This is a genomic window from Atopococcus tabaci DSM 17538 (genome assembly GCF_000429585.1).
Lineage (GTDB): Bacteria > Bacillota > Bacilli > Lactobacillales > Carnobacteriaceae_A > Atopococcus > Atopococcus tabaci.
In genome coordinates, this window is the sequence record NZ_AUCD01000001.1 from 16,443 (window position 1) to 31,204 (window position 14,762).

Here is a 14,762-nt window from a genome sequence, read left to right on the forward strand (position 1 = left end):
TCTATTTTCTTATCAAGAGAATGATGAGGGAGGTGGAAGCAGTGGAAAAGAAAACGGCGACGGGGCTCACTAACAAAAGCATATACGATCCAGTATCTGTTTTACCGAAAGTAGGGCCTAAACGAGTAGAAGCATTAAATGGCTTGGGAATAGAAACGGTCTTAGATTTATTGACACATTATCCATTTCGCTATGAAGATTTAGGTGTGAAGAAAATTGAAGAGATTGAAGACAAGGAAAAAGTAGTCCTTTCCGGAACGGTACTTTCAGATCCAGTAATCAATCACTTCGCCCCTAGGAAAAACCGTCTGTCTTTTCGTATTGTCTCGGACAATGTAGTCGTCCCGGTGACATTTTTCAACCAACCTTACCTTAAAGAGAAAGTGCAGGCAGGGGAAGAGACCTCTATTTTCGGCAAGTGGGACGGCATCAGGAAGTCATTGAACGGTATCCGCATTATAGGCTATTCCACGCAAGATTACGAGTCTGTTTATCATACGTCCAAACACATCAAGCAAGGAACCATTGTGCGTTTGATTAAAGAAGCATTGAAAGAATACGCTGATTTGATTCCGGAATACGTACCAAGTTATTTGAAGAAACGGTATCAATTGGTGTCACATAAAGAAGCGGTGCGTATGATCCATTTTCCTGAAACCGAAGAAGAATCCCGGCAGGCGGAGCGGGAAATCATTTTCGAAGAGCTTTTCCTGTATCAATTGAAAATTCAATGGCTGCGGAAAAAGAACCGTAAACCGGGCGAGGGAATTTTAGTTGATTATGATGTGAATCGATTGCGAACTTTCCTATCTGGCCTTCCTTTTGAACTGACGGGTGCTCAAAAGCGGGTCATTAATGAAATCTGCAGAGATTTGAAGCAGCCGATTCAGATGCACCGTCTGCTCCAAGGAGATGTTGGAAGCGGAAAAACTATCGTTGCAGCAGCGGCGATTGTAGCGGCATGGACGGCTGGATGGCAGTCTGCGTTAATGGCGCCGACTGAGATACTGGCCGAACAGCATATGGAAAGTTTATCGGAACTGTTTTCGGACATGGATTTGCGCGTGGCGCTGTTGACCGGGTCCACCAAAACTGCTGAACGTCGAGACATTTTGGCTGGATTGCAGTCAGGAGAAATTGATGCCATTATAGGCACCCACGCTTTAATACAAGATGATGTGGAATTTCATCGTTTGGGATTAGTCATTACCGATGAACAACACCGCTTCGGGGTCAATCAACGAAAAATTTTGCGTGAAAAAGGTGCAACTCCGGACGTGCTGTTCATGACAGCCACTCCCATTCCACGCACGTTAGCCATCAGTGCATTTGGAGAAATGGATGTATCGACATTAGATGAAATGCCGGCAGGAAGAAAACCGGTGAAAACGTATTGGGTGCGTCATAAACATGCCGAGCGGATTGAGAAGTTCGCACGTGACCATGTTCGGGAAGGATCACAAGTTTATATAATCAGTCCGTTGATTGAAGAATCTGAAACATTGGATTTAAAAACAGCAACGGAAACGTATGCTCATTACCAACATTTGTTTGAACCGGAATACAAAGTAGGGTTGCTTCATGGAAAAATGTCTGCACAGGAAAAAGAAGACATTATGCATGCCTTTAAACAGAATGAAATTCAAATATTGGTATCGACCACTGTTATTGAAGTGGGAGTCAATGTTCCTAACGCCTCACTGATGGTGGTGTATGATGCCGATCGATTTGGGCTGGCCCAGCTTCACCAGCTCCGAGGCCGGGTTGGACGTGGGCACAAAGAATCGTATTGTGTATTGATTGCAGATCCAAAAGGTGAAACCGGTGCTCAGAGGATGAAGTTGATGACCCAAATCAATGATGGTTTTCTTTTGAGTGAAAAGGACCTCGAAATGAGAGGGCCAGGTGATGTGTTCGGGAACAAACAATCAGGTATTCCCGAATTCAAGCGTGCGGATTTGGTGGAAGACTTCAATGCTTTGGAAGCTGCCCGTTCAGAGGCTCAACAGCTTCTCAGCCAGGACGAGTTCCTCACACATCCGCAGTTTGAAGAATTGCGACACTATCTTGGAATCAGTAGAAAAAAACGAAATGTTTTCGATTAACTTGAACCAACAGCAGGGAGTGGAAGTGATGAGAATAGCAGTAGATGCAATGGGTGGCGACAATGCCCCTCAAGCGATTGTTGTGGGAGCGGAAAAAGCCGCCAAAGAGTTTACGGACATAACGATTGTCCTATACGGAAAAGAACAGGAAATCCGGAAGCATTTGCAAGAGGGATTGCTCAATATAGAAATCGTCCACACGGATGAAAAAATTGAAAGCGATGATGATCCTGTCCGGTCAATCCGCCGGAAAAAGAATGCTTCTATGGTTATGGCGGCACGTGCTGTCAAAGAAAAAGAAGCAGATGCTGTCTTTTCAGCGGGGAATACAGGAGCTTTGTTGGCTTCCGGACTGCTTATTGTTGGTCGGATTCCAGGAATCGATCGGCCTGGACTATTGACCACTCTTCCAATCCTTTCAGGCGAAAAAGAGGCGTTCAACTTTATGGACGTCGGTGCAAATGCAGACACCAAACCAGTTAACATCAATCAACATGCGACGTTGGGGAGTTACTATGCAAAATTCATGAGAGGCATTGAACGGCCGACCGTGGCTCTGTTAAACAATGGCACAGAGGAAAACAAAGGAAACGAATTAACCAAACAGGCATACCAGTTGCTCCAAGAGAACGACCAAATTAATTTTATCGGGAATGTGGAAGCACGGGAAATTTTGAATGGTGCTGCCGATGTGGTGGTAACGGATGGATTCACAGGCAATGCCGTACTGAAAACAATTGAAGGAACAGCGTTGTCCATGATGTCATTGCTGAAGAAAAGCATATTCGATGGTGGAACAAAAGCAAAACTGGGAGGTTTGTTGCTGAAGGACAGCTTGTCGGAATTGAAAGATGTATTGGATTATTCCAAGTATGGTGGAGGCGTACTGTTTGGTTTGCGCGCACCAGTTGTAAAAACACATGGTTCAGCTACAAGTGAACCTGTTTATAATACAATCAAACAGATTCGTGAAATGCTTCAATCAGGCGTGATAGAAGACCTGGTTTCTTATTTTGAAGAGGATTCCAAAGAATGAGGATGAAAGCTTTTTATGAAAAAGGGATGGCAATACCCAAATGATTAAGATACAATAAATTATGCAGGCAAAATTATCTTGAAAGCCGGCAGGAGGTGACGCAATATGGCCGAAAAAGATGTGTTTGAACAAGTAAAAAACATTATTGTCGAACGACTAGGCGTAGACGAAGACAAAGTAACGCGAGAAACTACGTTTAAAGATGATTTGGGAGCAGATTCATTAGACATAGTAGAATTGGTCATGGAGATGGAAGATACATTTGGGACTGAAATTTCCGATGAAGACGCCGAACAAATCACAACTGTCGGAAAAGCAGTCGATTATATTGAAACAAACCGGTAATAAAAAGGTTTTATACTTACTCTGTAAGGTGAACCGAAAATCGGCTTATTTTTTTAAGTAAGCTTGATTTTCGGTTTTTTTAGTTTTTTTCCCTAAACAGGGTTGCATTTTTATTATTCTATTATAAAATGATTAAAAACTAGTTGAAATAATCATTTCGAACCAGTATAATTCAACACAGGTGATTAAACAGTTCAAACTTTTGTTTAATGCAACTCTCATTTGAAAAGCAGTTTAGGAGGTAAGCTATTGGCAGTCGAACGTCCTTTGTTAGAGATTAATCATCTTGAAACAGCTTTCCGCGTTACGGATGATTATTATAATGCTGTTGACGATGTATCTCTCACATTAGAAAATAACGAAATACTAGCGATCGTGGGTGAGTCCGGATCCGGAAAAAGTACTCTGGCCACATCTATTATAGGGCTGCACGATCCTAATAACACCCAAATTAAAGGGGAAGTCATATACAAAGACATCAACCTGTTAGACTTGAATGAAACTTTATACAACAAAATTCGAGGCAATGACATTGGGATGATTTTTCAAGATCCGTTAGGGTCCTTAAACCCATTGATGACCATTCATGATCAGATTGAAGAAACACTTGTTTATCATTCTGATATGGATGATAAACAACGTACTAACCGTGTAGAACAGTTATTGGACCAGGTGGGGATTCCCAATCCGAAGCGTGTGATGCAACAATACCCACACGAATTATCTGGTGGAATGCGTCAGAGAGTAGTTATCGCTATTGCGTTGGCAAACAAACCGCCAATCATTATTGCGGACGAGCCTACTACAGCATTGGACGTGACCATCCAAGCCCAAATCTTGGACTTGATGAATGACATTCAAGATGAAACCGGTTCAGGAATCATCTTGATCACTCACGACTTAGGCGTTGTGGCACAAACTGCTGATAGAGTAGCGGTAATGTATGCCGGACAGATTGTCGAAGAAGCAACAGTGGAAGAATTGTTCGGAAACCCGAAACATCCATACACACGTTCCTTGTTGAATTCGGTTCCTCATGAATTGGAAGATGAAAACGATGAATTGCACGTCATTCAAGGAACGGTTCCTTCTCTGCAAAATCTTCCAAGAAGAGGCTGCCGCTTTGCTCCCCGTATTCCATGGATTCCGGCAGAAACTCACGAAGAAGACCCGGTACTGCATGAAATCTCTCCTGGTCATAAAGTGAGATGTACATGTTGGCAACATTTTCACTTTGAAGGAGAGGAGGAGCAATAGTGGGATTTATTGAAGTCAAAGATTTGAAAGTGCATTACCCAATCAGGGGCGGCCTTCTCAACACCATCCAAGACTATGTTTATGCCGTGGACGGCATAAACTTGTCGATTGAAAGCGGAAAGACATACGGGTTGGTCGGTGAGTCCGGTTCTGGAAAAACGACCATTGGAAAATCCATCATTGGATTGGAAGAAATCACTTCCGGTAATGTGATTTACGAAGGCGTGGATGTGACAAATAAAGCCCGCAGCCGCCGCGGACAATATAGAGACTACAACCGGGATGTTCAAATGATATTCCAAGATTCCACATCTGCGTTGAACCCTAAGAAACGTATCATTGATGTGATTGCGGAACCTATGCGCAACTTTTTCAACTATACTCCTCAAGAAGAAAAGAAACGGATTATTGAACTGTTGGAGATTGTTGGGTTGAACGAAGAAGCGATGTATAAATATCCGCACGAATTTTCAGGTGGTCAGCGTCAGCGTATCGGTGTAGCACGAGCAGTCGCAAGTAATCCTAAGCTGATTATTGCAGACGAGCCGACTTCTGCATTGGACTTGTCGGTTCAAGCCCAAGTTTTGAACTTTATGCGTAACATCCAAACAGAGTATGGGTTGAGTTACTTGTTTATCTCTCACGACTTGGGAGTTGTTCAACATATGTCTGACTATATTGCTATCATGCACAGAGGAAGATTCGTTGAACAAGGTACAAGCAGAGAAATCTACAAGAATCCTCAGCATATCTACACCAAGCGGTTGCTTTCTGCCATTCCGGAAATGGATCCAACCATCCGGAAGGAACTGAAGGCTGAAAGAGAACGCGTAGAAAAAGAATACCAAGAATTTGAAGATCAGTACTATGATGAAAACGGACGCGTTTATGATTTACGCCCTCTAAACGACAATCATTACGTTGCGTTGAAACCTGCAGAAGAAGGGGGCAAATAAACAATGTGGAAAACAGTTCTCAGACGAGTTTTATTAATGATTCCACAAATCTTCATTTTGAGTATATTGGTTTTTGCAGTAGCACAATTCATGCCGGGAGATCCGTTTACAGGGTTGATCACTCCTGAAACTGATCCAATTGTTATCGAGAACCTTCGGGAGCAGGCAGGATTGAATGACCCGCTTCCAATTCAATACTTCCGTTGGCTTGGAAATGCGCTGCAAGGAGACTTTGGTACAAGCTACACCTATAAAGTGCCGGTTTCTGTACTAATCGGACAAAGAGCGCAAAACACCATTCTATTGTCATTGGTATCATTGGTATTGACTTATGCGATTGCATTGCCTCTCGGTATGTTGGCAGGGCGTTACAACGACTCTTTCATGGATAAAGCAGTCATTGTTTATAACTACGTGAGCTACGCAATCCCAACGTTTGTATTGGCACTTTTGATGTTGTGGTTCTTCGGCTATACGTTGGGCTGGTTCCCAACAAACGGCAGTGTGGAAGTAACGCTTCAATCAGGATCGTTCGAATACTACATGAGTCGTGCGTACCACTTGATCTTGCCGTCTGTCACATATGCCATCTTAGGTACGACCAGTATCATTCAGTACTTGAGAAGTGAAGTGATCGATGCGAAAACACAAGACTACGTGAAAACAGCACGTTCAAAAGGTGTTCCCGAAAAAGTAGTGTACAACCGTCACATTTTCCGGAACTCTTTCCTGCCAATTGCGTCTACATTAGGCTATCAAATTACAGGGTTAATCGGGGGGTCCGTGTTTATTGAGCAGATCTTTGCCTATCAAGGAATGGGGCAGCTGTTCATTCAATCCATCAACAGTCGTGATTACAGTGTAATCACTGCTTTGGTTCTGCTGTTCGGTATTGCAACGTTAGTCGGTACATTGTTATCGGACATTATCATGAGTATCGTCGATCCGCGTATCCGAATTGATTAGAATGAGCTTTACAGCAGAAAGGAATGAAAGAAATGGCAGCCAATGAAGGTTTAGATTCTGAAGTTATGACAAAAGGCACACCTGTAAGTGCGCCACCTATGGGATTCAAAGTAATTGTAAGGGAGTTTCTGAAAGATAAAGTTGCTCTAGGAGCCTTCATCTTATTGACTGTGTTGGTTATCAGTATATTCATTGGAGCAGCAGTCATTGATTTAGATGAAGTAATGAGAATTAGCTTGTTGGATCAATACACTCCTCCAAACTCACAATTCTGGCTGGGTACAGACTCAGGAGGACGCGACATTTTCGGCTTGCTGGTCGTTGGTGCGAGAAACTCCATTTTAATTGGGGTAGCAGTTACCTTACTGACGAGTACCATCGGAATTGTTGTCGGAATTGTTGCGGGATACTACGGAGGGTTCATCGATAATTTATTGATGAGAATTGTAGACTTTATCATGCTTCTTCCAACTACCATGTTAATCATTGTATTTGTCACTATCGTTCCAAACTATAACGTATGGACGTTTATCCTCATCATGAGTGCCTTCTACTGGGTGGGTCAAGCACGCCTAATCCGCAGTAAAGCATTGTCTGAAGGCAGACGAGATTATATCAGCGCGTCCAAAACGATGGCGACTCCATCCTTTTTGATTATGTTTCGCGAAATGATGCCGAATCTAAGTTCCTTGATTATCGTAAACGTCACGTTGAACTTTGCGGCTAATATCGGCATTGAGACCGGTTTGACTTACTTGGGATTCGGGTTACCGACTTCTGTTCCAAGTTTAGGAACCCTGGTCAGTTATGCTACCTCTCCAGATATCTTGGAGAATAAAACATGGGTTTGGTTACCAGCATCATTAGTCATCTTAGTACTGATGTTGTGTATAAACTACGTCGGCCAAGCGCTGAAACGTGCGGCAGACGCTAAACAAAGATTAGGTTAAGAAAAGGGGAGAAAGAGATGTCTAAGAAAAAATATGGTTTGTTAGGCACTACAGCGGCAATTGCTCTATTGTTGGCAGCTTGCGGAGGCGGTGGCGGGGAAGACACCGACACTTCTGCTGATAATGCTGGCGGAAACAACGCCGGAGGAGCAGAACAAAACGCGGACGGGATTGTAGAATTTGAATCCGGCGTCCAAAATGAAGGGGAAGTCCAAGAAGGCGGTACATTGAACGTTGCCTTGGTCACTGACTCTCCATTCCAAGGTTTGTTCAGTTATGAATTGTATGAAGACGGCTATGATGCTGAATTGATGCAATTTAACATTGAAACATTGTTTGGAACAGACGAAAACTTCCAAATTGACGACAGCGGAGCCGCTACACTGGATTTGGATCAAGAAGCAAACAAAGCGACCATTCAATTGAAAGAAGGCGTCACTTGGTCTGACGGAGAGCCGGTTAAAGCAGAAGACATGGTGTATTCTTACGAAGTTATCGGACATCCTGACTACACAGGTATCCGCTATGACTCCTCCATGATGAACATTGTAGGTATGGAAGAATACAAAGCTGGAGATGCAGACACTATCTCTGGTATCACTGTAGTCGATGACCGTACAATTGAAATTCAGTACAAAGAGACTGGTGTCCAAATGCTTCAATCTGGTGGTGGGGTTTGGTCCGGCGCTATGCCGAAACACCAGTTGCAAGATATTCCTGTAGGCGAATTGGAATCTTCTCCTGAAATCCGTGAAAACCCAATCGGATTTGGGCCATTTGCTGTACAAAACATCGTACCTGGGGAGTCTGTGGAGTTTGTGGCGAATGAACACTACTACAAAGGCGAACCGGTATTGGACCGTATCATCGTTGAAGTGGTCCCTAGCTCCAGTATCGTAGCTGCGTTGCAAAACGGAGAATACGACATCGCTTTGAGCATGCCGACTGACTTGTACGAAACATATGCGGACCTTCCTGGATACACTATTTTGGGCCGTGAAGAACTGGCTTACACATACATCGGATTCAAATTGGGTGAGTGGGATTCAGAAGCAGGAGAAGTTGTTCCTAACCCAGACGCGAAAATGGCAGATTTGAGCTTGCGTCAAGCAATGGGATATGCCATTGACAACGATGCAGTTGGATCTCAGTTCTATTCAGGCGTACGTAGTCGTGCAAACTCTGCAATCATTCCGGCATTTGGTGGATACCACAACCCAGATGTAGAAGGATACCCATACGATCCTGAACGTGCGGAACAATTGTTGGATGAAGCTGGATACGAAGATATCGACGGCGACGGATTCCGTGAAACACCAGAAGGCGAACAGTTGGTCATCAACTTTGCATCCATGGCTGGCGGAGAAACAGCTGAACCGATCGCTGAGTACTACATGCAATCATGGGCTCAAGTCGGCCTGAACGTTCAATTGACAGACGGTCGTTTGTTGGAGTTTAATAGCTTCTATGACCGCGTTGAAGCAGATGACCCTGAAATTGACATCTACCAAGCTGCTTGGGGAACAGGTACCGACCCGACTCCAGATGGATTGTACGGACGTCAAGCACCATTTAACTACACTCGTTGGGCAACAGAAGAAAACGACCAATTCATGGCTGACATGACTGGTGAACAGTCCTTCGACACTGAATGGCGTGAAGGAGTCTTCCATGAATGGCAAGAATACTTCAGCGAGCAGGCGCCGATCATCCCAACTCTTTACCGTAACGAAACATTGCCGGTTAACAACCGTGTCAGTGAATTCCAATGGGGATACGATGCACCAGAAGACTTCGGATGGCACACAGTGGGCGTTACAGCTGACGCTCCAGTCACTGAATAATTCAACTCGGTTCACAAAGAAGACTTCCTTTCTGAGGAAGTCTTTTTTGCTTATGCAGCGGATGTTTACGTTATGTTAAAAAAGAAGTATAATATAAGGGATACTATTTAATAAATGAGGGATGGGAAACAATGATAGAAGAATTAACGGAACACCTCAAAGGCACTTTTGACCTTTCTTTTCAACAAAACAAATTGTTGCAAGAAGCTTTCACCCATTCTTCCTATGTGAATGAGCACCGGAACGAATCTTTGAACGACAATGAACGATTAGAGTTTCTCGGGGACGCTGTACTGGAATTGACGGTTTCGGATTACTTGTACCACAAGTATCCAGAGTTTCCAGAAGGGTTGTTGACGCGTATGCGGGCAGCGATTGTTTGCGAAGCCAGCTTAAGCCGGTATGCAAAAGAATGCCGCTTTGACGAATACGTCCGACTTGGAAAAGGCGAAGAGCGCATGAATGGACGCAACCGCCCGGCGTTGCTGTGTGATTTGTTTGAGTCATTCATTGGCGCGTTGTATTTGGAACAAGGCGTAGATGAGGTTCGCCGCTTTCTGGAGAAAACTATTTTTCCAGAAATCGATTCGGGCGCTTTTTCACATGGGATGGATTACAAAACTGAATTGCAAGAATTTCTTCAACAAAAAGGTGAAGTCAATATGGTTTACACATTGATTGATGAAATCGGGCCTGCCCATCAAAAAGAATTTGTAGTAGAGGTAGTGGTGGAAGGTCATGTCCTGGGAACGGGCAAAGGAACCACCAAAAAAGGCGCAGAACAAGCGGCTGCTCAAAATGCACTCGTACAATTGCGGGGAAATTGATGCTGCAATAAACTAAAGAAAGTTAAAGAACGGGAGGAGTCGCAATCAGTGCAGCTCAAAAAAATAGAGATACAAGGATTTAAATCTTTCGCAGATAAAACAACAATTGAATTTAATGAGGGCATCACGGCAATTGTTGGACCTAACGGAAGCGGAAAAAGCAATATCATTGAAGCGATTCGATGGGTCATGGGGGAACAATCCGCCCGAAACTTAAGAGGCGGAAAAATGCCCGATGTGATCTTTTCCGGTTCGGATAACCGAAAAGCAGTCAATATCGCTGAAGTGACGTTGACTTTGAACAATCAGGATCAATTTTTACCGGTAGAATTTGAAGAGGTGGCGATTACCCGCCGGCTTCACCGGAATGGAACCAGTGAGTACTTTATCAACAAACAGCCGTGCCGCTTGAAAGACATTGTCGACCTGTTCATGGATTCCGGCTTGGGAAGAGAGTCGTTTTCGATTATTTCCCAAGGACAGGTAGAAGCGGTCTTCAACAGTAAGCCCGAAGACCGCAGAGCCATTTTTGAAGAGGCTGCTGGAGTGTTGAAATACAAAAACCGTAAGAAAAAAGCAGAGCAAAAGTTGGAAGAAACAAAAGAAAACTTGGATCGGGTCCAGGATATTCTTTATGAGCTGGAGCACCAACTGGAACCGTTGGAAAGAGAAAGCAGTATCGCTAAAGCGTATCTCGACCAAAAAAACGAGCTCACACAATTGGATATTGCGGTAACATCGAAAGAAATTCATGAACTGCACCAAGAGATCCAACAAAAAAATACTCAAATCAAGCAATATACATCTAAATTGCAAAAGATTAATGAAGAGCTGCAGGTTCAGACAGTAACGGTGAGTCAACATAAAAAACAATCCAAACTCATCCAAGAAGAGCAGGATGCGCTTCATCGGAAATTGCTGTCGGTAGTTCAAGCCTATGAAAGAGCTGAAGCAGAAAGCAAGCTGGCTGATGAACGTAACAGACATTCTGCAGAACAAACTGAGCGAATAGAACAGACTCTCCAAAAATTAAAACAAGAGAAACAAGAATTGCAAAGCCAACTTGACCGCCTGACCGTTGAATTAAAAAGCCATCAAGACGACCAAAGGAAAGTGTCCGATAAATTGGCTATCCTCGAAAATCAGAGAAAACGGTTGGAAGGAAACAAAGAAGCGGTCATTGAAGAGTTGCGGGAGCAATACATCGATGGAATGCAGCAACAGAGTGCTTTCAACAATGAGCGGACGTATTTGGAGAAAAATCTGCAGCAGCAACAAGCCAGAAAAAAGAAAATTGATGACCAGATCAACGAAGCAGAGAACAGTTACCAACAATGTACGTCTGATTTGGAAGGCAAAACTCTCCAGTTGAAGCAGTTGAAGAAAGAAATAAAAGAACTTCTTGAACGGTATGGGTTGCTGCAGGAAGAGTACAAGGAAGCCAAGAAACAATTTGAAACGGGCGAATACCAAATCCAAGAAGCGGTCCGCATCCTGCAGGAAGCGAAAGCCAAGCGCACCTCACTGAAAGAACTTCAAGACAATTATTCCGGTTACTTCCAAGGTGTACGCGCAGTGATGAAACGCACCAATCAACTGCACGGAATTGTTGGAACCGTGGCTGAGCTGATGGAAGTGCCGAAACAATTCCAAACTGCACTGGATACGGCCTTAGGCACATCCAGCCAATTTGTGGTAGTGGACGACGAAGAAGCCGGAAGGAAAGCAATCGAATTTCTTAAAAAGAACAAGAGCGGCCGAGCAACTTTCCTGCCTCTGACAACGCTTCGTCCTAGAAAAATACCTGAGGCCTCTTTAGAACAAGTGAAGTCGCAAAGAGGGTTTTTAGGTGTCGCAAGCGACTTGATTACATTCGATAAAAAGGTTTCAGGCGTCATGGGAAACCTGCTCGGAAACACATTGGTGGCGGAAGATTTGCCGTCAGCCGTGAACATTGCTAAACTAGTGAACCATCGCTACCGCATTGTCAGCCTGGATGGCGACGTGATGAATGCAGGTGGTTCCATGACAGGTGGAGCAAGAAAAAAATCCTCTTCTATCAATTTGTTCTCTCAGAAAAACGAATTGGCCCAGTTGAATACACAGATCAAGAAGATGGAACAAACGCTGGAAGACAAAGAAACTGAACTGGGAAATTTGAAGCGCACTTGTGGAAAACAAGCATTGGAATTGGAAGAATTAAAAGAAGCAGGCGAACAAAAACGGTGGCAGGAACGCCAGTTGACAAGTGAGATCGAATCACTGGAAGAAAAGAAAAACCAGCTGGAAAAACAGTTGACTGCATCACGTTACGAATTAGCAGATGCCACGCAGGAAATCGAGTCGGATACTGCCCGGATGACCAAAGTCAGCGAACAAGCAGAAAAGGTCAGGCACCAAATTGATTCCTTGAAACAAGAGATGGAGACCGTCACAGCTAAATGGGAGGACCGTGAAAAAGAAAAAGAGCGGATCGACCAAGAGATGAGGACGTTGCAGGCGGCATTGTCCAGTATCAAGGAAGAGGCAGCCGGTACGCGGAAAGAACTGGCTGTGTTGAAGAAACAACATGAACGAGTCACAACGGAAATCGATGATGCCTCGCGTACGCTTCAGGTTGCGTCCTCACCTGCGCCTGTTAAAACAAAAGAAGAAACCCAAGCTGAATTGGCGCAATTGACAAAAGAAAAAGAACAGTTGGAAGCGAAGCAGGAAGAGTTGAAAGTGGAAAAAGACAAAGTCGAGAGGCAGTTGGAACAGGCAGAAGCGGCTTTGACGCAGCAACAGAATACGAAACAATCGCTTCAAACCCTTCAGTCGACATCCGAAGTCGAGGTAAACCGCAAAGAGGTTCAGTTGGACCATTTATTGGATTACTTGAGAGAGGAATACGCCATCAGTTTTGAAGAAGCACGCAACCAGGAACCTCTTGGTATTCCATTCGATGAAGCGAAGAAAAAAGTTCAGCTCTTGAAAAAAGGGATCGAGGAATTAGGCCATGTAAATCTGGGTGCAATTGAAGACTATGAAAAGGTTTCATCCAGATGGGAATTTTTAACCAAGCAGCAAACCGATCTTTTGGAAGCAAAAGACAGTTTACATGAGACAATGAATGATATGGATCAAGAAGTGAGCAGACGTTTCAAAGAGACGTTTGATTTGATCAAAGAACGTTTTTCCGTTGTATTTCCGAAGATGTTTGGCGGCGGCAAAGCAGAGTTGATATTGACAGACCCGGATGATCTGCTGCATTCTGGTGTAGACATTGTCGCACAGCCGCCAGGGAAAAAACTGCAGCATTTAAGTCTTTTATCCGGGGGCGAACGTGCCTTGACAGCTATTTCGCTGCTGTTTTCAATTATTCAAGTCCGGCCGATTCCGTTTTGTATATTGGATGAAGCGGAAGCAGCACTTGATGAGGCAAACGTTATCCGTTTTGGAAGGTATTTGCACACTTTCGAAGAAGATATTCAATTCATTGTCATCACCCATCGCAAAGGAACCATGGAAGAAGCAGATACGTTGTACGGTGTGACGATGCAGGAAAGAGGAGTGTCGCACCTCGTGTCTGTTCGTTTAACAGACATGGAAGAAAAAGTGGGGGTACACTAAATCCTTTGAATCTTATTACTTGTGGAATGGAGAATCACTTTGATTAAATTAGTCGCAATTGACTTAGATGGAACGCTGTTAAACAGCCAAAAAGAACTTTCAACAGAAAACAAAGAAATGATACGCAAAGTAAAAGAGGCAGGTGTCAAAGTTGTCTTGTGTACCGGACGGCCGTTAAAAGCCGTCTTACACCTCTTGGATGCGTTGAATTTGAGGGAAGCAGGAGACTTTGCAGTCACTTATAATGGCGGGTTGGTCCAACGTACGGATTCTGGAGAAACACTTCATCAAGTGACGATGACAAAAGACGATGCCCAGGATATTTACCATATGACGCAGCAGTTGAATCTGCCGTGCAACTTCATTGATTTGGATAAAATTTATGAACCGCCTTATCCAGAAGGACGACCGTCTTTATATCCGCATCAAATGAAATTTTTGGAAACAGAACCGATTGACATGAATGGGCTGCCTGATGAATTGACCATCAACAAAATCGTCGTGCATACAGAAACGGAAATTTTAGACGAAGCGATTCCCGATATCCCCGCTTCTTTTTATGAGCGTTTTTCTGTCATGAAGTCTCATCCGTATATGTTGGAATTTATGCACAAAGAAGCGGATAAAGGCAAAGGCTTAAAACAGTTGACCAAATTGTTGGAAATCGAGCCGCATGAAGTGATGGCGTTGGGCGACGAAGAAAACGATCTTCAGATGATCCAATTTGCCGGAACCGGTGTGGCCATGGGAAATGCATCTGACAAAATCAAAGACGAAGCTCAATTTGTCACCAAAGCAGCCGATGAACACGGTGTTGCGTATGCATTGAAAAAATTTGTGCTAGAAAAATAAACTCAAAAAAGC

General features: G+C 43.8%; 11 protein-coding genes. All 11 read left to right on the forward strand.

Going from position 1 to position 14,762, the window contains the following annotated elements:
* The first annotated feature begins 41 nt into the window (after positions 1-41).
* Positions 42-2,105, forward strand: a complete 2,064-nt coding sequence (recG, locus tag G470_RS0100085) for an ATP-dependent DNA helicase RecG (protein ID WP_240470610.1) — start codon at positions 42-44, stop codon at positions 2,103-2,105.
* Positions 2,106-2,133: 28 nt separating this feature from the next.
* A complete protein-coding gene (gene plsX, locus G470_RS0100090) occupies positions 2,134-3,141 on the forward strand; it encodes a phosphate acyltransferase PlsX (RefSeq protein ID WP_028273041.1) in 1,008 nt (335 codons plus the stop codon).
* 105 nt (positions 3,142-3,246) lie between these two features.
* Entirely contained in the window at positions 3,247-3,486 is a 240-nt protein-coding gene (acpP, locus tag G470_RS0100095) for an acyl carrier protein (protein ID WP_028273042.1), read from the forward strand.
* A 249-nt stretch (positions 3,487-3,735) separates the two neighbouring features.
* A complete protein-coding gene (locus G470_RS0100100; RefSeq protein ID WP_028273043.1) occupies positions 3,736-4,743 on the forward strand; it encodes an ABC transporter ATP-binding protein in 1,008 nt (335 codons plus the stop codon).
* A complete protein-coding gene (locus tag G470_RS0100105; protein WP_028273044.1) occupies positions 4,743-5,699 on the forward strand; it encodes an ATP-binding cassette domain-containing protein in 957 nt (318 codons plus the stop codon). Before G470_RS0100100 ends, G470_RS0100105 begins: the two co-directional genes overlap by 1 nt.
* Before the next feature lie 3 nt (positions 5,700-5,702).
* A complete protein-coding gene (gene opp4B / locus G470_RS0100110; RefSeq protein WP_028273045.1) occupies positions 5,703-6,665 on the forward strand; it encodes an oligopeptide ABC transporter permease in 963 nt (320 codons plus the stop codon).
* A gap of 32 nt (positions 6,666-6,697) precedes the next feature.
* Entirely contained in the window at positions 6,698-7,615 is a 918-nt protein-coding gene (locus tag G470_RS0100115) for an ABC transporter permease (RefSeq protein WP_028273046.1), read from the forward strand.
* 17 nt (positions 7,616-7,632) lie between these two features.
* Complete coding sequence (locus G470_RS0100120) at positions 7,633-9,459, forward strand: oligopeptide ABC transporter substrate-binding protein (protein WP_028273047.1); 1,827 nt, start codon at positions 7,633-7,635, stop codon at positions 9,457-9,459.
* Positions 9,460-9,590: 131 nt separating this feature from the next.
* The gene (gene rnc / locus G470_RS0100125) at positions 9,591-10,286 is read left to right on the forward strand and encodes a ribonuclease III (protein ID WP_028273048.1); all 696 of its coding nucleotides are present in this window, start codon (positions 9,591-9,593) and stop codon (positions 10,284-10,286) included.
* A gap of 48 nt (positions 10,287-10,334) precedes the next feature.
* On the forward strand, positions 10,335-13,898 hold the full coding sequence (gene smc / locus G470_RS0100130; protein WP_028273049.1) for a chromosome segregation protein SMC: 3,564 nt from the start codon (positions 10,335-10,337) through the stop codon (positions 13,896-13,898).
* Between the two features lie 39 nt (positions 13,899-13,937).
* Positions 13,938-14,750 (forward strand): Cof-type HAD-IIB family hydrolase, encoded by an 813-nt coding sequence (locus G470_RS0100135; RefSeq protein ID WP_028273050.1) that lies wholly within the window; start codon positions 13,938-13,940, stop codon positions 14,748-14,750.
* The last annotated feature ends 12 nt before the right edge of the window (positions 14,751-14,762 follow it).